This is a genomic window from Rhizobium sp. TBD182, from assembly GCF_001950375.1.
In the GTDB taxonomy this organism is placed as follows: domain Bacteria; phylum Pseudomonadota; class Alphaproteobacteria; order Rhizobiales; family Rhizobiaceae; genus Agrobacterium; species Agrobacterium tumefaciens.
The window spans coordinates 253,135-278,895 of the sequence record NZ_BDLN01000006.1 but is presented as its reverse complement, the minus strand read 5'-3'; the positions used below and the strand labels follow the sequence as shown (position 1 = coordinate 278,895).

Sequence of the window (25,761 nt, the reverse complement as noted above, 5' to 3'; positions counted from 1 at the left end):
GCGCAGCGTCTCCCATGATATCGCCATAGGCCAATGCTGCTTCTTCCGTGAAGGCAAACATCTTGTCGGAGAAACGGCGACGCCAGCACACAAGTCCCTCTTCCAGGCGATCGGCGCGCTGATCCGGCCTGATCTTTTGAATACCAAAAGCGATCTCGGCAACTGCAACCGTCGGCAATGCCAATTCGGCGTCGTGACGAACCAGCCATGCTATAACCGCAGAATCGGGAGCTTTCTTCAAAGTCTCCGACATCACATTCGTGTCGAGAAAAATCAAAGCTCGACGCCTTTGTGAGCGCGTCTGTTTTCATCGATGATACTGTCGAAATCGATATCCGTACCCGACTGCGATGAGAGACGACTATAGAATTTCGCAGCGGGTTCACGTCCTGCCTCACGAGCCTCATATGTTTCGAGCGCGCGCTCGACGATATCGGCAATCGTGCGATTTTCTCGGCGGGCGAGCTTGTGTGCAAGGTCGCGCGCTTTGGAACTGCGGACTGATAGTTGCGGGGTTACCATTGAGTGCTCCTTCGTCTGGATCGAATATAGCTTAAATTAAGGTAGCCATCAAGATGGCATCTGCCATCTTGATGGCTACCTGTTGTTTTTCGCACCCTCTGTTTTGGCCATCATGCATGTTCATTCCGCGTGGAGACAACACATCTCCTCCCCTGAACGCCGTGCTCTAAGCAACTTCTGCTGTAGACGGCCGCCAACGTGCATTTGATGCAGGTTATGTCGTGGCTCCACCGAGCGCCGCATTTCGAGCCTGATGACGTTGTACTTAGCTCATACACGCTTACAACCGGTCATTTTTTCACGCATTTCTTATCTGTACAAAGCACCTGAAAAATGCGTGAAAAAGCCATGACAAAACGGCAAGCCGCCAATCCATCGCAGGTCCCCAAACGGGCCGCCGACCCACCGCAGAACTCCCACCAAAATATCGAAAAGGTGGCGTCTGAAGACCAGTAACAACGATACTTTTCGATACAGTTTTGCAGTTTCCGGAAACATGCCGGATACGCCGATCCGTCACAAAGCTCCTATCACGAAACGCCGCAGCGGCGGCAAAATGAAAGGAACCTCCCGTGACCAAGATCGAGACTGTTCTTTATACCGGCAAGACCCACACGACCGGTGGGCGTGACGGATCGGCGCAAAGTGACGATGGCGCGCTTGGCATCAAGCTTTCCCCTCCGGGCAGCGGAAAGGCGGGCACGAATCCCGAGCAGCTCTTTGCGGCAGGCTGGTCGGCATGTTTCATCGGCGCCATGACAAAGGCGGCGGCAAAACACCAGCTCCGGCTTCCAGCCGACACCGCAGTCGATGCGGAGGTTGACCTCGGCACAACGGGTGGCGAATTCTTTCTGCAAGCTCGCCTGTCGGTAAGCCTGCCCGGTATCGATCGTCCCATCGCGCAGACGATAATAGAGGATGCCCACCAGATCTGCCCCTATTCGAAGGCAACGAGGGGGAACATCGATGTTACGCTCATTCTCGCTTAAGCCGATGGTTTCCGCCCGCGCGCTTGTCATCGCCATCGTGTTTGCAGCGATATTTGCAGTACCATGCGTATATGACGCAACATCCGACGAGCCGTCGCCGCTTGCGGGACTTTCGGGCGCGGTTTCATCGATCTGACCTCAAGGAAACGGCTCGGCGCCCCGCCGCGGCCGTTTTCGCATTCACTTCTTCCTGCCATCCCTCTTGGCAACGCAGCCGCGTTGCGCAACGCCCTGCGGCAAGCGGACAATCTGTCCACCACCCTTTCACGATGTCGGAGAGACCGGCCTGCCGGTGGGCAAGCGGGTACTGCCTATGGACGCCGGGCTGCCGAAACCGCCATCTGAACACGGGTCAAAAATCAGGGAAGGTCATGTCTTGCGTCACTCCATCGTTGCGCTACGGTTGCGATCAGGGATTTTCACTGGAGGGACTAAGGTATGTGCAACCATTGCGTGATCGAGAACGTGAAAAAGAACATGCTGTCGCGACGCTTGCTGTTCAAGGGCGCCGTGGCCGGTGTAACGGCGATGACGGCTGGCAGCCTCGCGGCCCCGGTGCTTGCGCAAACACCCGGACAGGTCATCGATCTCACACATACATATGACTCCACGTTCCCAACATTCGATGGCAAGCCGGGCATAGAATACGAGTGGGCAGCTCAGATCGCCAAGGACGGTTATCAGCTCCATAAACTCACGATCTACGAACATACCGGAACGCATATTGACGCACCTTTCCACTTCAGCGCGGACGGGGCGAGTGTCGATCAGCTGGAACCGCAGAAACTTGTCGCACCGCTGGTCATCATAGACATCACAGACCGCGCAAAAGAGGATGCCAATTCCACGATCGAGGCCGAAGACATCGAGCGCTGGATATCCGCAAATGGCGACATCCCGGCAGGTTCCATCGTTGCTCTGCGCTCCGGCTGGGCAACCAGAGTAAAGAGCCCCTCCTTCCGCAATGACGACGCCGGAAAATTCGCCTTCCCCGGTTTCGGCAAGTCGGCAACCGACCTTCTGCTCAAGCACGACACCGTCGCGATCGGCGTCGACACGCTTTCGCTTGATCCTGGCAACTCTGCCGATTTTGCAGTTCACAATTCCTGGCTCCCGGCAGGGCGCTACGGCATCGAAGGCCTCAACAACCTAGAGGCTTTGCCGATAAAGGGCGCGACCATCGTCGTCGGCGCGCCTGCACATCGCGGCGGAACGGGCGGTCCGGCCCGAATTTTGGCTCTTGTCTGAACGCAGCATGGCGAGGCGCGCCCGGATGCAGTAGCCGCTTACCTGCCGCATCAGATCAATCCGCTCAGAATCCGCCGAAAAGGATGGGCGACGCGTCGCCCCGCGCTTGACAGGAAGAATTCCAAGCGGTGACGTCGCGAAGAACATATTCCCTTGCCGTATAACGTTAGGTCGAGAAACCACCGCAAGGGAAGGTTTCGATAGATAATCGACGCCTGTATTGCCGTTTAGGGAGTGCTCAGGCGCACCACCGTCATTTTTCCCATTGCGCCCAGCGGTCGTCACGTCGCTCTTTTTCCAACCCCGCCAGTTTAAGGACTGGCAGACATGTTTTCCGGCTCTCTGTAACGCGACGCAGGCGTCCCGGATGTCTGGCGACCTGCTCCAATCGGTAGGCACGATTTGCATTGACTGGCCTTTGAACGGGGTGTCGCGCCGCAAGGCGATCATGAGGAATGAGGGCTCTCATCAAGTATGATCCACTATATGGACCTTATAGATGCACAAATTAACTGCATAAATCCGTCTATTTACTGTTGATTTCATGAATTTTCCTGTGTATCCCGAATACATGATTTTGTAACGGTCCATATTGTGGAGGCAATATCCCGATACATTCAGACCTGTGGAGGGGTCTGGCCTGTCTGACAACAACAGCTATCCTGATGTCGCGGTCGTGGCACGGACGTTCTGTTTTGCAGACATGTTCATTGCGAAGGTTGTTCTGTGGGAGAGGAGGCCCCGATGACCATGACCGCAAACGCGAATGACGACGTATTTGTACTCGATGGCGAACTGTTGCACACCGGACCGGTAACAGGCTCGTGGTTCATGCGCCCTATCGAGGCCGTGGCGGCGGTGCTGCTGGCGATGATGATTGGCCTGCTTCTGCTGGGTGTGACGTCGCGTTATGCCCTGCATCTGCCGATTGTCTGGATCGATGAAACGGCGTCCTTGTGCTTTCTGTGGTTTGCCATGCTGGGCGCGGCAATCGCCATCGATCGCAGTGAACACCTGCGCCTCACGCTGTTTCTCAACATGTTCCCGCAACGTGTTCTGGGATATATCAATTCCCTGGCACTGGTGCTGGTGGCGACATTTCTTGCCGCAATCATCAAGCCCGCCATGGAATACGCCATCGAGGAGTGGGTGGTCACGTCAGCGGCGCTGAATATTCCGATGTCGTTTCGCGCTGCGGCGCTGCCGGTCGGCGCCTGTCTTATGCTGCTTTTGGTGCTCAACAATCTCTTCCGACGAGAAAATCTGCGCGATATCATCGCGGCCCTTGTAACGGTCGCGGTTGCCTCCGGTCTGCTCTATCTGGCATCGCCGCTGCTGGAATCCCTCGGCAATTTTAATCTGGCGATCTTCCTCGGCCTGTTCGTTGCGGTATTTCTGGTCCTGGGCGTTCCGATTGCCTTCTGCTTCGGCCTTGGAACCCTCGCCTATCTGACCTTCACCACCTGGGTTCCGACGATTGTGATGATCGGGCGCATGGATGAGGGCATGTCCGGCATCATTCTGCTGTCAGTGCCAGTCTTCGTGCTGCTCGGCTGCGTGCTCGATGCAACCGGCATGGGTAAGGCGATTGTCGAGCTTCTGTCCTCTATGTTTGGTCACATTCGCGCTGGCATGTCCTATGTTCTGCTGGGCTCTCTGTTTCTTGTCTCCGGCATTTCCGGCTCCAAGGTTTCTGATATGGCAACCGTCGCACCGGCGCTGTTTCCGGAAATGAAGCGCCGTGGCCATAAACCCAAGGAAATGATCGCGCTTCTGGCCACCGGCGCCGCCATGGCCGATACGGTTCCGCCCTCAATCGTGCTGATCGTTCTGGGTTCGGCGGCAGGTGTGTCTATTGCCGGCCTCTTCACCTCCGGTTTCATGATTGCAATGGTACTGCTTCTGGTGCTGGCCGTTCTGGCCCGCTGGAAGGCGCGGGATGAAAACATGGAAGGCGCAAAGCGCACGCCATGGCCGCAGGTCGGCAAGGCAGCCCTGATTGCCGCACCGGCGCTCGTTCTGCCCTTCCTCATCCGCAGCCTGGTGGGCGGCGGTGTCGCCACGGCAACCGAAGTGTCCACTATTGCCGTGCTCTACGCCATGATCGTCGGCGCAGTGCTTTATGGCGGCATAAGCCTCAGGAAGCTTTATTCGATGCTGGTTGAGACGGCAGCCCTTTCAGGGGCGATCCTGCTGATCCTTGGCTGTGCATCGGCCATGGCCTGGGGGCTGACGCAGAGCGGCTTTGCTTTCCAGCTGACCGCGATGATTACCGATCTTCCGGGCGGCTGGATGACCTACATGGTCGTGTCGATCCTGATTTTCATGATCTTGGGCTGCGTCCTGGAAGGACTGCCAGCAATCGTTTTGCTCGCGCCGATCATGTTCCCGATCGCCCGCACGCTTGGCATCAATGACATCCATTATTCCATGGTCGTGGTGGTCGCCATGAATATCGGCCTGATGGCGCCGCCCATCGGTATCGGCTTTTACATCGCCTGCAAGATCGGCAACGTGTCGCCGGACGAAGCCATGGGTGCCATCTGGCCCTATCTCGCAGCCATGATCATCGGCCTGCTGCTGATTGCAGCAATCCCCGGATTTTCGACCATTCTGCTCTGAGACCGTGGCGGGTCCGCCCGCCACGCCGATGAATGATACCTGCTTTATTTTGGGAGGAGAAAGCAATGAATATCAACAGACGTACCATACTCGCCGGCGCCGGTTCCGCCGTACTGGCCACCGCCTTCGTGTCGCGCGCCCGCGCTGCCCAATACAACTATAAATATGCCAATAATCTGCCTGCGGCGCACCCGATGAACATTCGCGCCAAGGAGGCCGCCGAGCGCATCGCCAAGGAGACCGATGGGCAGGTCAATATCAGCATTTTCCCTAGCAGCCAGCTGGGTGCCGACACAGACGTTTTGAGCCAGGTGCGCTCTGGAGGCGTTGAATTCTTCACGCTTTCGCCGCTGATCCTGTCGACGCTGGTACCGAACGCCTCCATCAGTGGCATCGGTTTCGCCTTCCCGAACTACGAGTCCGTATGGGCGGCTATGGATGGCGACCTCGGTAAATATGTCCGCGGCGAAATTGCCAAGCAGAATCTCGTTGCCATGGACACAATCTGGGATAACGGCTTCCGCCAGATCACCAGCGCGTCCAAGCCCATCGCCACGCCGGCCGATCTCGAAAGCTTCAAGATCCGTGTGCCGGTGAGCCCGCTCTGGACCTCTATGTTCAAGGCGTTCAAGTCGGCTCCTGCCTCTATCAATTTCGCAGAGGTCTATACTGCACTGCAGACCGGTGTGGTCGATGGCCAGGAAAATCCGCTGGCGATCATTTCCACCGCAAAGCTGTTCGAAGTGCAGAAATTCTGCTCGGTCACCAATCACATGTGGGACGGGTTCTGGTTCCTGGCCAACAAGCGCGCCTGGGAGCGTTTGCCGGATGACCTGCGCGCCATCGTCGCCAAAAACCTCAACCAGTCGGGCAAGGATGAACGCGCCGATGTGGCGAAGCTCAATGCCTCGGTCAAGGAAGATCTGATTTCCAAGGGCATGACCTTCAACGACACGGATGCGACACTCTTCCGCGCCGCGCTGAAAGAGGCAGGCTTCTATTCCGAGTGGAAGGGCAAATACGGCGATGAAGCCTGGGCCATTCTTGAAAAGGCCGTTGGTGCAAGCCTGACCTGACCGGTCCGTTGAATAACTGGCCCCGCCCGTAGCGGGGCCAACCCGACTATGTCTGACGATTGGAATGGAGACTGCTTTGACAGGTCGCCTGACGGGAAAACGCGCGCTTGTGTTTGGCGCAGGATCATCGGGGCCGGGTTTTGGCAACGGCAAGGCTGCGGCCGTGCAATTTGCCCGCGAAGGCGCGCGCGTAGCCTGTGTCGATCTCTCCGCTGACGCAGCCGAAGAGACGGCTGAGATCATTCGAGGAGAAGGCTTGGAGGCGATTGCGGTTGCCGCCGATGTCACTGAACTACAGTCCGTATCGGCCACCGTTGCCCGCACCTGCGAGGCCTTTGGTGGCATCGATATTCTGCACAATAATGTTGGCGTGACCCATATGGGCGGGCCGGTTGAGCTGGATGAGGAAAGCTTTCGCGCCTCAGTCGATCTCAATATCGGATCCGTTTATCGCACCTCCAAGGCTGTGTTGCCGGTGATGTTGGCGCAGGGCGGCGGGGCCATCGTCAATATCTCGTCGCTCGCCTCCATTCGCTGGACCGGCTATCCCTATTTTGCGTATTACGCCATGAAGGCAGCTGTAAATCAGGCGACTGTGGCGCTGGCCATGCAATATGCCCGGCAGGGCATTCGCGCCAATTGCATTCTTCCGGGAATGATCGACACCCCACTGATCTACAAGCAGATCAGCAATCAATATGCGTCTGTCGAGGAGATGGTGGCGGCGCGCAATGCGGCTGTCCCGGTGGGTCGGATGGGCGATGCCTTCGATATTGCCCGCGCCGCCGTTTTTCTCGCATCTGATGACGCTAAGTTCATCACTGGCGTCTGTTTGCCGGTCGATGGCGGGCAAAGCTGTGCGGTGGGGGCGTTTTCCTGAGATGGCAACAACAACAACGATGCCGGTAGAAAAAGATCTGACGGGCGCGCGCGCGGTGGACCGGGCTCTGGCGCTGCTCTCCATGGTCGGGAGGCACGCGGAACGCGGCGTGGCGCTTTCGGTCATCGTGACAGAAAGCGGACTGAACAAACCCACGGCCCGCCGCCTGCTGCTGGCTCTGATCCGCGCCGGCCTTGTGGAGCAGGATGAGGAAACGCGGCGTTATTACCTTGGCGAAGAAACCTATGTGCTGGGCAGCCTGTCATCGCGCCGGTTTGGCCTTCTTCAAATGGCGCAGGACGGCCTGACGCGCATTTCCCGCCGCTCGGAGGATTCGAGCTTCCTTTCCGTGCGCCGTGATACATTTGCCCTGTGCCTTTACCGCGAAGAAGGCACCTGGCCGGTGCGCACCCATGCGCTTCAGGCCGGTTTCGAACACCCCTTGGGTATTGGTGCGGGTTCGCTCGCCATGCTGGCGGCGCTGCCAGACGCCGAGGTGGAAAGTATCATTGCGGCCAATAGCGGGCTGATTGCCGCTAATTATCCCGGCATCACGCTTGAGGGCCTGCGTCGTGATGTCGAGTTGACGAGAGCCAATGGCTATTCGCTAAACCCCGGCCTGATCCTTTCTAATTCCTGGGGTATTGGCGTTGCCATCCGCGCGCCTGATGGCGCGGTAGCGGGAGCGTTGAGCATTGCCGCTGTGGACAGCCGCATGCGGCCGGAGCGCCAGCCGGAACTCGCAGCGCTGCTGCGCGAGGAAGTAACCCGCATTGAGACACGCATCGCAGAAATGATGGCCAGCCGCGCCCGCACGCGCGGTGAAGGCGACACGAAACGGCAAACGAGGAGAACGAGCAAATGAGCAAAGCGCAGATCGTTGGCTGGGCGCATTCGCCTTTCGGCAAGTCGGCCCTTGAAAATACCGAGCAACTGATGGCTTCGGTCGTGGCGCCGGCCATAGACCATGCGGGCGTAGATGTCAGCGATATCGACGGCATTTTCGTCGGCGTGATGAACAATGGCTTCTCGAAACAGGATTTTCAGGGCGCCCTGGTGGCGATGGGCGATGAGCGCCTCGCCTATACGCCCGCAGTGCGTTTCGAAAATGCCTGCTCAACAGGATCGGCCGCCCTCTATAGCGCCATGGACTTCATCGAAGCCGGGCGCGGCCGCATCGCACTCGTTGTCGGCGCCGAAAAAATGACGGCGCTGCCGACCGCAGAGGTGGGCGAAATCCTGCTCTCCGCCTGTTACCGTGCGGAGGAGGCCAATATTCCTGGCGGCTTTGCCGGCCAGTTCGGCCGCATCGCACAGGCATATTTTCAACGTTATGGAGACCGCTCGGAAGAGCTGGCGATGATTGCCGCAAAGAACCACGCCAATGGCGCGGTCAATCCCTATGCCCATATGCGCAAGGATTTCGGCTTCGATTTCTGCAATACGGTTTCGGACAAGAACCCCTACGTCGCAGGCCCGCTGCGCCGCACCGACTGCTCGCTGATTTCGGATGGCGCTGCCGCGATCATTTTGGCCGACGAGGAAACGGCAGCCACACTCAACCGCGCCATCGGTTTCCGGGGCCGCAAGCATGTCAACGACATCATGGCATTGAGCCGTCGCGATCCGTTGGCATTCGAAGGCGCGCGCCGCGCCTGGGCCGGCTCGCTGGAACTTGCCGGCGCAACGCTCGACGACCTCTCTTTCGTTGAAACGCACGACTGCTTCACCATTGCCGAACTTATCGAATATGAGGCCATGGGACTTGCGAAGCCCGGTGAAGGATATCGCGTTGTCCAGGATGGAACGGCGCTGAAGACCGGACGTCTCCCAATCAACCCATCGGGTGGATTGAAATCGAAAGGTCATCCCGTCGGGGCGACCGGCGTTTCCATGCATGTCATGGCGGCGATGCAATTGATGGGCGAGGCAGGCGACATGCAAATTCCCAATGCCTCGCTGGCTGGCGTGTTCAACATGGGTGGCACGGCGGTTGCCAATTACGTCTCGATCATGGAGCGTGTGAAATGACGACGCAAAGTGCCGTGCAGCATCCCGCGGGCGGGGTTGCGCCCTCCACCACGCGGGTGATGAACCTCTCGCATTTCCTGACGCAGGCGGCACGCCGCAACCCGGACCATATCGGTTTCGTCTGGGGTGAAAAGACTTGGAGCTGGGCTCAAATGGAAGCCCGCGTCGACGCCATGGCCCATGCGCTGGAGACTGAATTCGGCGTCAGAAAGGGGGACCGCATTCTGGTGCAGTCCCCCAACAACAACCAGATGTTCGAATCCATGTTCGCATGCTTCCGCGTGGGTGCGGTGTGGGTGCCGACCAATTACCGTCAATCGCCTGATGAAGCTGCCTATCTGGCGAAGGCCAGCGGCGCGCGCGGCATGATTTGCGCCAGTGCTTTTCCCGATCATGCAAAAGCCAGCCACGAGGCAAGCACGATCGATTTCAGCATCGCCATCGGCACGGCTGAGTTCGGTGAGGATTACGACGCCATCGTGGCCCGTCACATGGGGCACAAAGTTAAAAGCCAGGCAGTGGATCGGGATGACCCGTGTTGGTTCTTCTTCACCTCAGGCACCACCGGCCGGCCCAAGGCTGCAGTGCTTACCCATGGCCAGATGGCGTTCGTCATCACCAACCATCTCTGCGATCTGATGCCCGGCACCGGACCGGACGACGCGTCCATCGTCGTTGCCCCGCTTTCACACGGTGCGGGCATTCACCAGCTGGTGCAGGTGGCGCATGGCGCGAAAACCGTCCTGCCGGCGGCGGAAAAGCTCGATGTGCCCGCCGTCTGGGCGCTGATCGAAAAATGGCGCATCACAAACGCCTTCACTGTACCGACCATCCTTAAAATGCTCGTCGAAGACCCCTCTGTGGATCGTTTCGATCACTCCTCACTGCGCTATGTCATCTATGCCGGCGCGCCGATGTATCGCGCGGACCAGAAACGGGCGCTTGCAAAGCTCGGCCCGGTGCTGGTGCAATATTTCGGCCTGGGTGAAGTCACCGGTAACATCACCGTGCTGCCGCCTTCTTTTCATAACGCCGAGGACGGTCCGGAAACGCGGATCGGCACCTGCGGCTTCGACCGCACCGCCATGGAAGTGCAGATCCAGAACGATGCTGGCGAGGAGGTTGGCGCAGGCGAAACCGGCGAAATTTGTGTAATCGGTCCCGCCGTTTTCGCCGGCTACTACGATAATCCCGAGGCCAATGCCAAAGCCTTCCGCAATGGCTGGTTTCGGACGGGCGACCTTGGTCATCGCGATCAGAACGGCTTCCTCTACATCACCGGGCGCGCCTCCGACATGTATATTTCCGGCGGCTCGAACATCTATCCGCGTGAAATCGAGGAAAAAATCCTCATGCATCCTGACATCAGCGAGACTGCGGTTCTGGGTGTGCCGGACGCGGTGTGGGGCGAGGTCGGTGTGGCCGTTTGCGTGGCCCGCGAGGGCGCGGATATCGCCGCTATTGATCTGAAGGCCTATCTGGAAGGCAAGATGGCCCGCTACAAGCTGCCGAAATCAGTGGTGTTCTGGGATGCCATGCCGAAATCCGCCTATGGCAAGATCACCAAGAAAATGATCCGCGAGGAACTGGAAAAACGCGGTCAGATGCCGGTTTTCGAAGAAAAGCGGACAGGCTGACAGGCGAGACATTCAACCGGGAGGAGACGGTATGACACAAGAGACGACAGGGACAAAAGGGGCTGTCGCGATCACCGGCGGTGCATCCGGCATCGGCTTTTCCACCGCGCAGCTCCTGATGGCGCGCGGCTGGCAGCCATGGTTGCTGGATCTCAAGCGCGAGGCGCTGGATATAGCCTGCGAAAAGCTCGGTATCGATCTCTCGCGCGGCATCGTCTGCAACGTTGCTGACGAGGCATCGATAGAGATGGCTTTCGCCGCCCTGACCGCGGGAGATTCCGATCATGCGGTTGATCTGGTCGCCGTCGTTAACAGCGCCGGCATCGGTATCGACAAGCTGTCCGTCGACACAAGCGTCGAAGAATTTCGCCGCATCGTTGATGTCAATCTCGTCGGCAGCTTCGCGGTAGCGCGCACTGCCGCACGTTACTGGCTGGAGCGCGATCTTGCCGGCTCGATCGTGAATATCAGTTCTGTTTCCGGCATGTGTGGAAATCGTGGCCGCAGCGCCTATGGCGCTTCGAAGGGCGGCGTCAATCTTCTGACGATGGTAATGGCAAACGAGCTGGGGCAATCAGGCATTCGTGTCAACGCAATTGCTCCCGGTCCGGTCGATACCCCCCTCACCCAGGCGGTTCATACGGAAAATGTTCGTGACCAATGGCATAGCCGCGTTCCGATGCATCGCTATGGCAGGACGGACGAGATCGCCTCTGCCGTGGCCTTCCTGGTGTCGGATGACGCAAGCTACATCAACGGACAGGTGCTCGCCGTGGATGGGGGCTTCATTACCGCGGGGCTTGCGGTATGACGGAGACAGGCACGCAAGAGCTTCCCCGCCACATCGTCCATCCCGGACCGATCACGCCTGAACGCTTTCGCGCCGTCGGCTGCCATGCCTATCCTGTTACTCTGACGGTCCGGTCCGGCGTAAATGCCAACCAAGCGATTGCCGATGCCTTTGCGGAGTTGGGGTTCGAAGGCGGTTACGTCAGACTTAAGAACGTACCGATGAAACGGCTGCATTATGTCATGCCGGCAGCCGCACCGGATGACGCGCATGCCGCATGGTATAGCGAAACCTTTTCCATGCCGGGTGGCACTATCATCGACGCCGGCCTGCATATGGGCCGGCGTGATAGCGCGCCGTTTCTGCATTGCCATGGTTCATGGAAGAGTGCCGACGGCGTTGTCTCCATGGGGCATCTGCTGCCTTTCGAGACCGAATTTGCTGTAGAAACACCGCTTGAAGCTCTGGCGCTGGATGGAGCGATCCTCGACGTGCAAAAGGATGAGGAAACCAATTTCCCCCTTTTTACACCCATCGCGCAGCAGCGCCGCCAGAAGGGTTCGGGTCTTCGGGCACTTTTATGCACAGTGCGCCCCAATACCGATATATGCACGGCACTCGAAGAGGTCTCTGCCGAGTTTGGAATGCGAGAAGCCGAAGTCAATGGAATTGGCAGCCTGGTCGGTGCGGATTATGAAGACGGAACAAGCCTCAACGCTTACGCGAGCGAAATCCTCATAAACAAGGGCCGTATCGGCCAGGCCGTTCCCGGAGGCCGCAAAGCAATGCTGGATATTGCGATGGTGGACCTCACCAGACATATCAGCGGCGGGCGGCTAGTGCGCGGCAAAAACCCGGTCTGCGTTACTTTCGAGCTACTTCTGACCGAAAGACAGGGGCACGCCGCATGAGTTGCGCTCAGCAACTCACCGGCCCGCCTGACGACAACTCACGCCGCCTGCGGCTTTTCCGCAGGCAACCACTCTTCCAGCGTCACTTCAAAAGTCATGCAAACCGGGTTAGCTCCGGCGATAAAGGGACCGCCATAAACCGAGCCTTCGGTATCGGCGACGACACCGGTCAGCGAGGCGCGCAGCGAGCCGTCCGGCTGGGCACGCACTTCGCCGGCAATGGAGACGATTTCCACAGCGGGACCGCGTATCTGCAAGAACGCGCCGTTGCGGGTGCCGAGACAGGCATCAACGAGACTACCAAGTGCACCGCGCACAAAGGCATTTCGAAAACCTTCGGCAAGGCACAGTTTTTCGACACCGAGAACAAGGTCTTCATTGGGTGCGACGCGGGCATAGGCCACACGCCCCATGGATCCGGTTTCTACAGTGTTATGCGTGTTCATCGGCGCGCTCCGTACGGTTCCTGGGTTGAAGAAGGGGAATGTTGGTTTCGGGGTCGAAGGACTGCTGCAGCACGAAACTGTCTAGTGACGTCACCAGGGCGGAAACGCCGCACTCGCCAACAATACAGGATTCAGTCAGCAGATGGCCGCCCTTGACCACACCCGCCGCGGTGCGCATGGCGGCATGGCAATGAACAATCGGCTCGCCCTTCATGCTGCGCCCGAGCGTAGCATTGCCGAAGACAAGCCAGGCCGCACCGGCGTCGATGGGTTTCGTATAGGCAATGACCGCCTTGCCGGAAGGGTCGGGCGGAGCGACGCAATAGGACAATATGTCGAAATAGCCGCCGAGAATGGTGAGCGAGGCATTCTCAATACCGTTTTCGAAAAGCGGCTGCACGATTCCATCGTAAAGACTGCGGCCCGCCGCAATGAACAGCCGCACGTGGCGCGCGGATGGCGAGTGCAGGCTGTTGATGCGCACCGGCGAGGAAATGCCGGGGTGGATCAACGTTCTTGGCCGTGGAAAATGATGCTGTTCTACGGGTGCCACGCCTGCTCCTCCCTGCTGCCTGTACCTTGCAGTACGGTACTTAAAAATCAGCGGAAGGTGCTTTCGAATGCCAGCGCCAAACCGCCTGTCGGAAAACATTTCTTTCTCAGTCTGCCGCAGTGACGGCAGATTTTTGCAACGTATTGTGTGGAGACCGGGGATGACGAAACCGCTGGACAGAATTGACCGCAAGATATTGCGCGCCCTGCTGGAGAACGGCAGGTTGAGCAATGCGGAGCTTTCGGAAAAGGTGGGGTTGTCGCCCAGTCCCTGCTGGCAGCGTGTCAAGCGGCTGGAAGACGAAGGGGTCATTCGCGGCTATACCGCCATTCTCGATCAGGCCAAGCTTGGACTGAGCGAAACTGTTATCATCGAGGTGATGCTGGAGCGCCACGACGACGAGGTTCTGGAACGCTTCGGAGAGGCGATGGCCGCTCTTCCGGAGGTGCTGGAAGCCTATCTGACGACAGGCGAATATGATTATCTCATCAAGGTGGCGGTGGCAGGAACTGCAGGCTACGAGCAGTTTCTGCGCCGGAAGCTCTACAAGATCGAGGGTGTACGCCACTCCCGATCCTGTTTCGCACTTAAATGTCTCAAACACACATTATCAGTCGTACCCGATCCCGAACCTCCATCAATGGAAGCGACTGGCACCGGCCGCGTGCCGGCAAGATAGCGGCAGCGGATTGCGGGTAAAAAGGTAGTAGTCGCGTCTGCGCCCCCCTTCGTTCCTCAGCTGGTGACTGAACCGACTTGAAATTCTCGTTTCCGGGCAATGGCGTGCCGCAGAAGATCGCAGATGTCCAAGGTATGCGGGAGACTCTAGCGTCTCTATTCGATCTGAACCGGAACCCTCCCCCAGCCGCCGCCGCCGGGCGTTTCCACGACGACCGTTTCTCCAGACGAAAGCGTTACCGAGCCTTTGCCGGCTAGCGGTGTCGCAATGCCGGCCGCATCAATGACCGAGTTTTGTCCCGTCGCGCCGGCGTCACCGCCATGCAGACCGTAAGGACCAGTGATCCGACGGTCGGATTGAAGCGAAACACGCGCCTCGTGATCCACCGCTGTAATGGCGCGGATCAGGCCTTCGCCGCCGGCATGGTGCCCCGTCCCGCCCGATCCCTGGCGCAGCTCGTAACGTTCGATACGCAGCGGATAGCTGATTTCAAGCGCCTCGATCGGAGTGTTGAGCGTGTTCGACATATTTGCGTGCACGCCATGCATGCCAGCACCATAGGGACGGCCGCCCTGCCCCCCGCCAATCGTCTCGATATAGGTATAAGGCCTTCCGCTTCGGGGATCACGTCCACCGATGCCGATCAGGTTCATCGTCCCCTGACTGGCGGCAGCGATGCGATCGGGCGCGATAAGCGCAAAGGCGCGCAGCACAGTGTCTGCTACGCGTTGCGTGGTTTCAGTATTGCCCGCGCAGACGGCGGCTGGCGGCTGGGCATCGAGGAAACAGCCCTGCGGAATGTGAATTTCGACTGGACGCAACACGCCGGCATTTGGCGGAAGTGTTGCGTCGGTCAGTATCTTGATGGCGTAGAACACAGCCGAGTGTGTCATCGGTTTGACCGCATTGACATTGCCACGCCGCTGCGGCGCGGTTCCTGCAAAATCGAATACCAGACGGTCGGGCGCAACATCGACGGCAACCCTGATCAGGACTTTCTCCGGGCTTGATCCATCGTCATCCAGCCAGTCTTCGGCCTCGTAGCGGCCGGGCGGCAACTCAGCGAGGCGCTTCAGCATGCGCCGCTCGGAATAGTCAAGAATGGCCGACAAGCCCTGTTTCAGCCCATCGACACCGAAACGCCCCACCATTTCCTGCAGGCGGGTCTCCCCGATCCTGAGAGCCGCCAACTGGGCATTGAGATCACCGCGCCTCTCTTCCGGCGTGCGCACATTGGCAAGCACCATGCGCATGATACTGGCCTGTTCCGCACCTCCGTCGTAAAGTAGGACTGGCGGAATGATCAGTCCCTCCTGGAATATCTCTGTTGAGCTGCCGGGCATCGAACCGGGCTCCATGCCTCCGACATCCGAATGGTGCGCGCGGCTTGCCACGTGCGCAACGAGTTCACCTGCGGCGAAAACGGGAGCTATCAACGTGATGTCGGGCAGATGCGCGCCGGCAACAAAAGGGTCGTTGACGATGACGACATCGCCTTCCTTGAGCGGTGGCAACTGTGCAAGTGTCGGCGCAACGGCCCTCAGCATGGAACCAAGATGCACCGGTACGTGCTCGGCCTGCGCGACCAGCTCCGCATTCGCGTTGAAGATTGCGCAGGATGCGTCCATGCGTTCTTTAATGTTGGGCGAAAAGGCAGTGCATTTCAGCACGACGCCCATTTCCTGCGCGGTTGCTTCCAGGGCATTTCGCAGAACTTCGAGACGGATCGGATCAAACATGGTCATTCTGCTACCTCAACGATCAGACTGCCTGATTTGTGAACCGTGAGACGGTCGGCAGGATAAAGAACGGTTGTCGAAGAAACTTCCTCGATAATGGCGGGGCCGAATATCATGTTGCCAGCCTTGAGCTTTTCCCGGGCGTAGACCGCCGCCCTATGGAAGGCGCCACGTGCGCCGCTATCGCCAGGCTCGTAATAGACCGGGCGTTCGCCGGTCAGCGCATCGTCGTCGGGCACCGGGCCTCCGTCGTCGAGTTCGGGAAGCACCGGCGTTTTGATGCGGCCGATACCTGTGACGCCGAAGCCGGCGATCTCGATTGCGGCGTTTTCGTCAGCATGACCGAAGCGGGCCCGGTGCGCGGCGTGAAACCGGCGAGGAAGGTCGGCCCACCAACAGGGTTCGCCCGGATTCACCGTCACTGACAGTTCAAACGACTGGCCCTGATAGCGCATGTCGATGCGTATTTCCACGTCGCGCCGGTCCGGCTCGACGCCATCATGATCGAGATGGCCATCGGCGCGGTCAGTCAGGCGCTTGATGCGCAAAGCCGCTTCAGCTTCGCCATTGGCGGCATAGGGGACGACGTGTGTTTCGACGAAATCGTGGCGCAGGTCTGAAATCAGCTGTCCCAGCGCACAGAGAATGCCAGGGGTCGGCGGCACCATCACACGCGGCATCTTGAGTTCGCGGGCAACGGGGCTGCCATGCATCGGTCCCGCACCGCCGAATGGCACAAGCGCAAAATCACGTGGATCATACCCACGTTCCACGGAAACAACACGGATGCCCCGAACAATGTTGGCATGGGCTACGCGCAATATTCCTGCCGCCGCCTCATAGACGTCAAGACCAAGTGGTTGGGCAATCACATCGTTGATGGCTTTATACGCCCCATCCAGATCAAGTGTCATCGAGCCGCCCAGACGCGATTGCGGCGAGAACCGCCCGAGAACAAGATTGGCGTCGGTGACTGTCGGCAACGTTCCACCGCGACGATAGCAGACGGGGCCCGGCACCGCCTCGGCGCTCATCGGCCCCGCACGCAACGCACCACCGTCATCGATCCAGGCAATGGAACCGCCGCCTGCGCCGATGGCATTGATATCGATAACCGGCAAGCGGATCGGTACCGTTTCCAGACTGGCCGAACGGGTGATTTCCGGCCGTCCGGCCCGGATGAGACTGATATCCGTGGACGTTCCACCAATGTCCATGGTGATGATATCGGGAATACCTGCCAGCATAGCCACATGCGCGCTGGCGACCACCCCACCGGCGGGGCCGGATAGAACGGTATGGACGGGCTTGAGGCGCGCTCCTTCGAGGCTCATCAGTCCACCGGCCGCATCCATCACCATAACCGGACGGTCGCGGCCAAGGCCCAGCCCTTCCTTCTCATCCTGCAACATACCGGAGAGCGAAGACAGATAACGGTCCATGACCGGACGAAGATAGGCATTGAGCACCGCCGTCGAGCCGCGCTCGTATTCGCGGAATTCAGCATTCACCTCGACCGAAGCGGAAATTGCCACATCTGGGAGGACTTCAGCCAGAATATCGCGCGCCCGCAACTCATGGGAGGGATTGGCGTAAGAGTGGAGAAAAAGGATGGCGACGGCCTCGACGCCAGCCGCCTTCATCGCTTCACCAGCCGCGCGCACATCGGCCTCGTCGAGTGGCTGCAACTCTTCACCTGTCGGCAGAATACGGCCCCGCGCCGTAAAACAAAGTTCGCGCGGCACCAACGGTTCAGGCTTCACCCTGGTCAGATCGAACAGCGTCGGACGGTTCTGGCGGCCGATTTCAAGGAGATCGCGAAAGCCGTGATTGGTGAGAAATGCCGTCTTTGCGCCATTGCGCTGGATCACGGCATTTGTTGCCGTTGTCATGCCATGGCCGACATACGCAACATCCGCACCGCTCGCGCCCTGCAGGCCCAGGGCCTTTCGCAGCCCTTCAAGCGTGCCGAGCGCACGGTTGACCGGCGTGGTCGATACCTTCGAGACCGTAATTGTTCTCGTCGTCTCGTCATAAGCAATGCTGTCCGTGAAAGTTCCGCCGACGTCGGATGCGACACGTATATGCGGGGTCATAACTGCCTCTTGTGTAACAGTAACGTTGTCGTTACAAAATCAGAAGCGACGGGAGCTGTAAAGAGGTGTTGGCGACAACGCTGCAAAATTCGTTCCTTGCCGAAGAGAGGACAAGACGAGGCAAAGATGATATTCACCGGCCACGGAAGGACGACATGAATGAACGACAGGCCGCAGGCAACAAAGGTGAAGGAAAAGCCGCCAGGATCACACGCGGCGCGCACCTCGCGCACCCGCAAGGCCATTCTTGTGGCTGCGGCAGGCGAATTCGTTGCCCACGGTCTGGAAGGTGCAAATATCGAGGCTATCGCCCATTCGGCTGGCGTTAACAAGGCACTTGTCTATCGGCATTTTTCCCGCAAGGAAGTGTTGTTCCGGCATGTGCTGGAAGACGCTTACCGGGCGATGCGCGAGGCAGAGGAATCGCTGGCGATGCCTTCGGATCCGGTTGCTGCGCTCGACCGGCTAGTGGAGTTCACCTTTGACTACTACCGGAACAATCAGGGCTTCCTGACGCTTGTCGGCATCGAGAACCTGCACGGTGGCGAGAACATCCGCGAATCGGAGCCCGAAACGGTATATGCGGGAAATATTTCCCGGATGGTGGCGGGGATTCTGGAGCGTGGCGTCACAGCTGGCGTTTTTCGCCCTCGGTTGGACCCTGTCGAGTTATGGCTGTCAATCTCGAATCTGTGCTGGGCCACGGTCTCCACGGCACACACCATCCGCTTTACCTTCGGGCGGGACGTTCTTGCTGAACCGGCGCGCAGCGCGCGCCTTGCCCATATCCAGGAAATGATCCGGCGTTACGCGTTGAGGCCGGACCACTTGTAGGGCAGTGCTTCAGACATCAGCGCGACGCAGCGCTGTGCCTCGTCATCCGAAACGCTGTTGGCCAGCGCAAGCAGAGAAACCCCGGTTTCGCCATAACGATTGTCACCGGGCGCGGGCGCAAAGGAAAGCGTCCAGACCTCGTACCCCGCCGCCTTGCGCGTGCCGATCACATAGCCTTTTTCGAGGAACATCTCGATCTCGGCGCGGATGGTATCCGTTTCGATCAGCCATTGTTCGTAATGCGGGGCGTTGATTTCGAGGATGCGTTCGCGGGATTCCCTGTCCAGTCGCGCCATCATGCAAACCCCGGCATGGCCGATACCGAGCGGCAGACGCCCGCCCACGCCCGAAAGCAAGGGTTGGACCGGCGCCGCGCTCAGCTGGAAATCGAGGCAAACGGATTCGAAACCCGACCGCGCCATGAGAAAACTTGATATGTTTGTGCCGGCGGTGATGGAAATAAGCGCCGGACGGAACAGATCGACCAGATCACCAATACCTGGTACGCGCTGCGCCAGCGCATAAATCGCGCTACCCAGCCTGTAGTTGCCGCGCCGACCGCTCTGCTCAACAAAACCGTAATGAGACAGTCCCGTCAGAGCCCGATGCACCGCCGATTTAGCATCACCGATCCCATCTGCGATTTCAGCAAGGCTCATGCCGCCGACACCCGCATTGCCTAGCGCCAGAAGAATTTCCGCACCGCGTTCGACATTGCTGGACGATTGCTTTGCCATGCTGCCCCCTGGGTTTCGGTGAATATATCATTCATTAAAATCCGATAATTGGAACTGGATTAGGCAATATGGCATGGGTAGTCAAGCGGGTTAAAAAATTGGAACCTCAAGCCGCTCGCCCAAAAAAGACCCGGCTCCCTATGGAGGGAAACCGGGCCAGCTTGGGAAATCAGAGCCCGTACACGGATTTGGCCGCTTCGGAGGAAATGCGTCCGTCACGGACGTCGGCTGCAATGGATGCCGGGTCGCGCATGGAGGGCTCGCCGTATCCGCCGGCACCGGGCGTTACGATCTCGAGAATGTCACCCTTGAAGATGTCGCCGGCACCATTCACCAGCCGCTCGGGCGCACCGAGAATGGTAAAGGAGCCAAGACCACCTGCAAGACCACCGTCCAGACCCCAGGGGCGCGAGACGAAGCGGGAGCCACCAATGGAGACCCGGCAATCTGCTTCTGCGCGATACACGCGGCGAAGCCCCATGCCACCCCTGAACTGTCCGCCACCACCGGAACCGTCGACCAGTTCATAGGCAACCAGCGTTAGCGGATATTCGGTTTCAAGCGATTCCAGTGGCAGGTTGGACGTATTGGTCATGTGGACATGCACGCCGTCCAGACCATCCTTGTTATGCCGCGCCCCGAAGCCGCCACCGATAGTTTCGAGATAGACCCAGAGGCTGCCGTCCGCGCGTGTACCAGAGAAGCTCGCAACCGCGACAGATCCGTTGCAGGCCGCGGTGACGCGGTGCGGAACCACCTTCGCGAGTGCGCCATGGATGAGATCGACCACGCGCTGGCATGCGGCAATGCGGCCATCGACTGCGGCCGGGTGAGCGCAATTGAGCAATGTGCCCTTTTTCGCCGTCACATGGATCGGCCGGGCCAGACCGGCATTTGGCAGGACGGTTGGATCAACAACTGTCTTCACCGCATAATAGACTGTGGAAAGGAGCGCGGTATAGACCACGTTCAGACCGGCGCGAACCTGCGGCGGGCTGACGAAGTCAAGATGCATCTCGTCACCCTTGACGGTAATTGTCACCGAAAATTCGAGCTCGTCCCGCAGCGATTCCGCATCGAACATATCCGAAAAGCTGTAGGTGCCATCCGGAATGGAAGCGATGCCGGCGCGCATCTTGCGTTCGGCATAGTCCATCAGTTCGCGACCAGCAGCGAGAACCGTTCCGGTGGAATACTTGTCGCAGAGTTCCTTGAGGCGCGTCACGCCTAGGCGGTTCGCTGCCATCTGGGCGCGCAGGTCCGACATTCGCTCATGCGGCACCTGGCAGTTCAGGAGAAACAGCTTCTGGATGTCTTCCTGAAGAATGCCCTTTCGATAGAGGCGAACCGGGGGAATGCGCAGGCCTTCCTGATATATGTGGGCATGGCCGCGATCTGCGAAGTCGGAATGGTGCGCTGTATTGATCGCCCAGGCGATCAACTTGCCGTCCTGGAAAATCGGCTCCGCCAGAACGATATCCGGCAGATGGGTGCCGCCACCCTCATAGGCGTCGTTGCCGATAAACACGTCGCCAGGAGCAAGACTATCCGCGCCCACATGCTCCAGAATATAGGGAATGAAGCCGATAAACGAGCCGAGATGCATCGGAATATGTTCGGCCTGGCAAAGCATTGCCCCCCTGGCGTCGAACAGTGCCGTCGAGCAATCGCGGCGTTCCTTGATATTGGTGGAATAGCTGGCACGAACGAGCGCCTCTCCCATTTCCTCGACGGTGGAGGCAAATGCGCTGCCGATGACCTCGACAGTTATCGGATTGAGTGCTGCAGCAGTGTTCTGTGCGATGGCTGCATTCGTCATCATTTTCCCTCCACGATGAGGTTGAGATAGGCATCGACCGTGGCGACATATCCAGGCGGCAGAACCGTGGTCGAATCCATCTGGTCGATAATGGCAGGACCGGCGACGACGTTACCGGGTTTCAGCAGATCGCGGTTATAGAGCGTCGCTGCAGTAAAACCGCCGGCTTCGGCCATCCAGACATCACGCTTGCCGGAGATCGCAGCAGAGGAATCCTCGCCCTCGATCTCGCGGGCCTTGAACGCTGCTTTTTCGACGACGCCGCTTGCGACCAAACGATAGGTAACAAGCTGCACCGGCTCACCTTCGGCGATGAAACCATAGAGCTGGCGATGCGCCTGCTCGAAACGCTCCTTGACGAGGCGAAAGGTTTCCTCGGTGATCGGTCCTTCCGGCAAGGCGACTGCGATCTCGTAATTCTGGCCGGCGTAGCGGCAATCGACAGTGCGGGTGACAACGCGGGCGGCTGGTGCGATTTTCTCACGCTCGAACCAGGCATTGGCTTGAGCTGAAAGGCCATCATAAAGCGTGGAGATCGTTCCCGACGCCACCTGGTCGAGGCGATGCAGGACAGTCGCCGAGAAGTCCGTTCTCAGATCCGTCATCAAAAGGCCAAGAGCGCATAAGACGCCCGGCGTCTTCGGCACGACGATGCGCTTCATGCCCAGCTCACGGGCCAGACGCACGGCATGCACCGGACCCGCTCCGCCGAAGGCGACCAGCGCGTAGTCACGCGGATCATGGCCACGCTGGACGGAAATAACGCGAATGGCCTTGGCCATGTTGGCCGTCACGATGTCGAGAATGCCGTTCGCGGTTTCCAGAACGCCCATATCGAGCTTTTCCGCAAGGCGCTCGACGGCCTGTACCGACAGCGAACGGTCAATCTTCATGCGGCCGTTGAGCAGATATTCCGGGTTCTGTGTCTGAAGTACGACATTGGCGTCAGTGACCGTCGGCTCGTCGTTGCCAAGGCCGTAGCAGGCCGGACCGGGATTGGCGCCTGCAGAACGCGGACCGACCTTCAGGTGATTGCCGGAATCGATATAGGCGATCGAGCCGCCACCGGCCCCGACCGTGTGTATATCGAGCATCGGAGCCTTGATCGGATAACCGTGGACCACCGACTCGTTCACCACTCGGCACTGACCATCAGCAAGCAGTGCAACGTCAGAGCTGGTACCGCCCATGTCAAACGTGATGAGGTTGTCGATGCCGGTCATGCGACCAACCGCCTGGGCAGCGACAACACCGGTCGAGGGACCGGACAGAACCGTGCGTACCGGCATTTCGGCAGCAGCATCAAAGCCGATAACGCCGCCATTCGACTGGGTGAGCTGCGGCGCAACCGTGATGCCGAGATCGGTGAGCTTGCCGGACAGCGCTTTCACATAACCCTGCATGACGGGGCCAAGATAGGCATTGACGACCGTGGTCGACAATCGCTCGAACTCACGGAATTCCGGCGCGATACGGTGTGACAGCGAATGGAAGGCTTCAGGAAACTCATCTTCCAGAATGCGGGCCGCGATCTTCTCATGCTCGGCGTGCATAAAAGAATACAGGAAATTGACTGCGACCGCCTTTACGCCATCGGCCTTCAGAGCCCGCACCGCTTCGCGCAATGCGGTCTCGTCCAGTGGTGTTTCAACAGTGCCAGTGGCCAAAACACGCTCTTCAATACCGAACCGCAGGTGACGCTCGACCAGAAGTTCAGGCTTATCTGCCTGGAGATCATAGAGGTCCGGGCGTTTCTGACGGCCGATTTCCAGCAGATCGCGGAAACCACCGGTCGTCAGAAGCCCTGTTTTTGCGCCACGACCCTGAATGAGCGCGTTTGTGGCAACCGTTGTACCGTGACCGACATAAGAAACGTCCTCGGCCTTGATGCCCACGCGCTCGATGCCATCGGCCACACCCTGCGTGATCCCGCGCGAAGGGTCATCCGGTGTCGATGAAACCTTCCAGATCACCACCTCGCCCGTCTCATCCTCAAACAGACAAACGTCGGTAAAAGTACCACCGGAATCCACGCCAATCCGCCATGCCATGGCTCGCTCCTTCTTCTGGATGTCATAAGGCAACGCCTCATCTGGAGGTCGTGCGACACTGTCTTGATTGCATGCGCCGCCCGCAGCGAAAGCCAAGCCTTCGGCCCCGGAGAAACAGCTGCCGGGCAATCCGGGCCAGTTGTTCAGACCCTATGATCGGCTTCATTCCCTTGTCAATCTCAATTCCATTATTACGACCAGATTATTTCTGCTATTCCTATAATTCGATTATAAGCCAAAATCACGCCGGAGATTGAGAAATTTGTGATCTTATTCCGTTATTTGACACAAGGATTTCCCAATGAATTAATTAATGGAATTTCGCTTGACACCCGGAAAAGGCTCTCTTTATTGTTTTCGATATCGACGGGACCAGATCACGCCCACCGGGACCGACACTTTTCCGGAAAGGTGGCGCGCCGAAATCGTCCACGCCGGCTGGCAAGCATGTATCAACACATAATGGGGAACTAACCATGATACTCGATCGCCGTACCCTTCTGAAATTGACCGCCGCTTCAGGTGCGGCATTTGCCATCGGAGCGTCCAGATCCTTTGCGCAGGCCTCTTCCGACACATTGCGCATCGGCCTTTCCACCTATCCCGCTCATCTGAAACCGTGGGTGAATGTCGGCTATGCCGGCCAACTCGTTTCTTCGCTGATCAACCGTTTCCTCATGGCCTACACGCCAGAAGGCAAACTTGTGGGTGAACTGGCCGAAAGCTTCGACCGAGACGGCGACCGCGCCTGGGTGATCAAGCTGAAGGATGTTAAATTCTCCGACGGCCAGCCCGTCACCTCGGCCGACATCGAATGGAATATCGAGAAGATCAAGGCGGAGGGCTCTGGTGCCTATACCCGTGATGCGATGCTCGAAGTCGAAAAGGTCGAGATTGTCGATGACCGCACCTTCAAGCTCCTGACGAAATCACCGAACGCGGCGCTGCCGGCGCTCTTCGCCAACCCCTTCCTGCAGATTATCGCCAAGGGTTCGACCGACAAACAGGACCATGGCATAGGCGCGGGCCCGTTCACGCTGGCCAATGCAGAAAAGGGCGTAGGCCTCGATTTCGAAGCCTCCCCGCATTATTTCAAGGACGGCTTGCCGCATTTCAAGAAGGTTCGTGTCACCGCCTACGCCGACGAAAACCTACGTGTTGCAGCGATCACTGCGGGCGATGTCGATGTGATCGATTACGTTCCGTGGAGCGCAATGGACCAGCTCGACAAGGACGCCAGTGTTGCGCTTGAGACAGCTGCCACAGGCGCTTTCATGTTCCTGTCGTTCAACGGAGCTGGTGCGTTCAAGGACCAGCGCCTGCGGCGCGCCGTTTCCCTCGCCATTCGCCGCGAAGAGATCGTCAAGGGCGTTTTCTTCGGTCGTGGCGCAGTGCTCGAAGGCGTGCCGCGCTCGTCCGCGACGCCGTTCTACAACGCCGAACTCGCCAAGGGGCAGAGCTACGACCCCGACCGCGCCAAGGCGCTGATTAAGGAGGCCGGTGCAGAAGGTGTGACCGTCAATTTGCTCTCGACCGCGCAGTACGGCATGCACCGCGATACCGCCGTCATCGTCCAGGGCCATCTGGCTGAAGTCGGCATCAACGTGACACTGACGATGCCCGACTGGTCCACCCGCGTTACCATGGGTAACCGTGGCCAGGGCGATTTCGCCATTCAGGGTCTCGGCCTCGACACCTTCGATCCGGATGCGACAAGCGCCCTTATTGACCCGACGCTGTCGCCGACCTTCTTCCGCTCACGCAATTTCGAGGTTCCAGGCCTGACCGAGCTGCTCGCCAAGGGCCGTGCGGAGTTCGACCTGGAAAAGCGCAAGGCGATATATGCCGAAGTCGACAAGCTCGTCATCGAATACACGCCTTTTTGCGGTCTTTCCTACCGCGCCACCGGCTTTGCCCACCTGAAGCGCGTCAACAATTTCCATATGCTTCCGGACCAGATTTCTCCCTTCTCCGGTCGCCTTTTCGACGAGCTTTCGCTGTCGTAACATCTGGAATTAGCCCGGTCGGCACTCGCCTGTCCGGGCACCCGTTTCTCATCTTCCGTGCGGAAGAGGCCTGAAAGGCAAGTATTTTCAGGCTG

22 protein-coding genes are annotated in these 25,761 nt (G+C 58.8%); 13 read left to right on the top strand and 9 right to left on the bottom strand.

Features of this window, described 5'->3' with window-relative positions; genetic code table 11:
- Both T18_RS19005 and T18_RS19000 read right to left on the bottom strand, forming a co-directional pair.
- A partial coding sequence (locus T18_RS19005; protein ID WP_075807769.1) for a PIN domain-containing protein occupies positions 1–277 on the bottom strand: 277 nt, incomplete at its 3' end.
- The gene (locus T18_RS19000) at positions 274–522 is read right to left on the bottom strand and encodes a type II toxin-antitoxin system VapB family antitoxin (RefSeq protein ID WP_006313527.1); all 249 of its coding nucleotides are present in this window, start codon (positions 520–522) and stop codon (positions 274–276) included. The genes T18_RS19005 and T18_RS19000, both read right to left, overlap by 4 nt.
- A gap of 572 nt (positions 523–1,094) precedes the next feature.
- Between T18_RS19000 and T18_RS18995 the strand changes: the two genes are divergently transcribed.
- The 10 genes from T18_RS18995 to T18_RS18950 all read left to right on the top strand — a co-directional run bounded on the left by T18_RS18995 (position 1,095) and on the right by T18_RS18950 (position 12,706).
- Entirely contained in the window at positions 1,095–1,511 is a 417-nt protein-coding gene (locus tag T18_RS18995) for an organic hydroperoxide resistance protein (protein ID WP_038493460.1), read from the top strand.
- Between the two features lie 438 nt (positions 1,512–1,949).
- Complete coding sequence (locus T18_RS18990; protein WP_038493463.1) at positions 1,950–2,759, top strand: cyclase family protein; 810 nt, start codon at positions 1,950–1,952, stop codon at positions 2,757–2,759.
- Positions 2,760–3,503: 744 nt separating this feature from the next.
- Entirely contained in the window at positions 3,504–5,381 is a 1,878-nt protein-coding gene (locus T18_RS18985; protein ID WP_038493466.1) for a TRAP transporter large permease subunit, read from the top strand.
- Between the two features lie 65 nt (positions 5,382–5,446).
- On the top strand, positions 5,447–6,457 hold the full coding sequence (locus T18_RS18980) for a TRAP transporter substrate-binding protein (RefSeq protein WP_003517515.1): 1,011 nt from the start codon (positions 5,447–5,449) through the stop codon (positions 6,455–6,457).
- Positions 6,458–6,533: 76 nt separating this feature from the next.
- Positions 6,534–7,337, top strand: coding sequence for an SDR family NAD(P)-dependent oxidoreductase (locus T18_RS18975; protein WP_038493471.1), 804 nt, complete (start codon positions 6,534–6,536; stop codon positions 7,335–7,337).
- Between the two features lies 1 nt (position 7,338).
- The gene (locus T18_RS18970) at positions 7,339–8,202 is read left to right on the top strand and encodes an IclR family transcriptional regulator (protein ID WP_038493474.1); all 864 of its coding nucleotides are present in this window, start codon (positions 7,339–7,341) and stop codon (positions 8,200–8,202) included.
- On the top strand, positions 8,199–9,368 hold the full coding sequence (locus T18_RS18965; RefSeq protein ID WP_003517520.1) for an acetyl-CoA acetyltransferase: 1,170 nt from the start codon (positions 8,199–8,201) through the stop codon (positions 9,366–9,368). Before T18_RS18970 ends, T18_RS18965 begins: the two co-directional genes overlap by 4 nt.
- Positions 9,365–11,005 (top strand): acyl-CoA synthetase, encoded by a 1,641-nt coding sequence (locus T18_RS18960; RefSeq protein WP_038493477.1) that lies wholly within the window; start codon positions 9,365–9,367, stop codon positions 11,003–11,005. Before T18_RS18965 ends, T18_RS18960 begins: the two co-directional genes overlap by 4 nt.
- A 31-nt stretch (positions 11,006–11,036) precedes the next feature.
- Positions 11,037–11,816, top strand: a complete 780-nt coding sequence (locus T18_RS18955) for an SDR family NAD(P)-dependent oxidoreductase (protein WP_038493480.1) — start codon at positions 11,037–11,039, stop codon at positions 11,814–11,816.
- A complete protein-coding gene (locus T18_RS18950) occupies positions 11,813–12,706 on the top strand; it encodes a DUF296 domain-containing protein (protein ID WP_038493482.1) in 894 nt (297 codons plus the stop codon). The genes T18_RS18955 and T18_RS18950 overlap by 4 nt, the downstream gene beginning before the upstream one ends.
- A 38-nt stretch (positions 12,707–12,744) precedes the next feature.
- On the opposite strand, the gene T18_RS18945 is transcribed toward T18_RS18950, so the two are convergent.
- On the bottom strand, positions 12,745–13,152 hold the full coding sequence (locus T18_RS18945) for a PPC domain-containing DNA-binding protein (RefSeq protein WP_038493484.1): 408 nt from the start codon (positions 13,150–13,152) through the stop codon (positions 12,745–12,747).
- Positions 13,139–13,705, bottom strand: coding sequence for a hypothetical protein (locus T18_RS18940; protein WP_038493486.1), 567 nt, complete (start codon positions 13,703–13,705; stop codon positions 13,139–13,141). Before T18_RS18940 ends, T18_RS18945 begins: the two co-directional genes overlap by 14 nt.
- Before the next feature lie 160 nt (positions 13,706–13,865).
- Between T18_RS18940 and T18_RS18935 the strand changes: the two genes are divergently transcribed.
- On the top strand, positions 13,866–14,384 hold the full coding sequence (locus tag T18_RS18935; RefSeq protein WP_038493488.1) for an Lrp/AsnC family transcriptional regulator: 519 nt from the start codon (positions 13,866–13,868) through the stop codon (positions 14,382–14,384).
- A 155-nt stretch (positions 14,385–14,539) separates the two neighbouring features.
- Here T18_RS18935 and T18_RS18930 read toward each other — a convergent pair whose 3' ends face one another.
- Together T18_RS18930 and T18_RS18925 are read right to left on the bottom strand one after the other, a co-directional pair.
- The gene (locus T18_RS18930) at positions 14,540–16,123 is read right to left on the bottom strand and encodes a hydantoinase B/oxoprolinase family protein (RefSeq protein WP_244440155.1); all 1,584 of its coding nucleotides are present in this window, start codon (positions 16,121–16,123) and stop codon (positions 14,540–14,542) included.
- A gap of 2 nt (positions 16,124–16,125) precedes the next feature.
- The gene (locus T18_RS18925) at positions 16,126–18,219 is read right to left on the bottom strand and encodes a hydantoinase/oxoprolinase family protein (RefSeq protein ID WP_038493491.1); all 2,094 of its coding nucleotides are present in this window, start codon (positions 18,217–18,219) and stop codon (positions 16,126–16,128) included.
- A gap of 159 nt (positions 18,220–18,378) precedes the next feature.
- Here T18_RS18925 and T18_RS18920 point away from each other — a divergent pair, with 159 nt between their 5' ends.
- The gene (locus tag T18_RS18920; protein ID WP_038493494.1) at positions 18,379–19,053 is read left to right on the top strand and encodes a TetR/AcrR family transcriptional regulator; all 675 of its coding nucleotides are present in this window, start codon (positions 18,379–18,381) and stop codon (positions 19,051–19,053) included.
- Here the strand turns inward: T18_RS18920 and T18_RS18915 are convergent.
- The 3 genes from T18_RS18915 to T18_RS18905 all read right to left on the bottom strand — a co-directional run bounded on the left by T18_RS18915 (position 19,026) and on the right by T18_RS18905 (position 23,660).
- Entirely contained in the window at positions 19,026–19,790 is a 765-nt protein-coding gene (locus T18_RS18915) for an IclR family transcriptional regulator (protein ID WP_038493497.1), read from the bottom strand. The two genes, T18_RS18920 and T18_RS18915, sit on opposite strands and share 28 nt — an antisense overlap.
- Positions 19,791–19,959: 169 nt before the next feature.
- Entirely contained in the window at positions 19,960–21,612 is a 1,653-nt protein-coding gene (locus T18_RS18910; protein ID WP_233283667.1) for a hydantoinase B/oxoprolinase family protein, read from the bottom strand.
- Complete coding sequence (locus tag T18_RS18905) at positions 21,609–23,660, bottom strand: hydantoinase/oxoprolinase family protein (RefSeq protein ID WP_038493500.1); 2,052 nt, start codon at positions 23,658–23,660, stop codon at positions 21,609–21,611. Before T18_RS18905 ends, T18_RS18910 begins: the two co-directional genes overlap by 4 nt.
- A 476-nt stretch (positions 23,661–24,136) precedes the next feature.
- On the opposite strand from T18_RS18905, the gene T18_RS18900 reads away from it, so the two are divergent.
- Positions 24,137–25,666 (top strand): ABC transporter substrate-binding protein, encoded by a 1,530-nt coding sequence (locus T18_RS18900; RefSeq protein ID WP_038493503.1) that lies wholly within the window; start codon positions 24,137–24,139, stop codon positions 25,664–25,666.
- Positions 25,667–25,761: the final 95 nt, after the last annotated feature.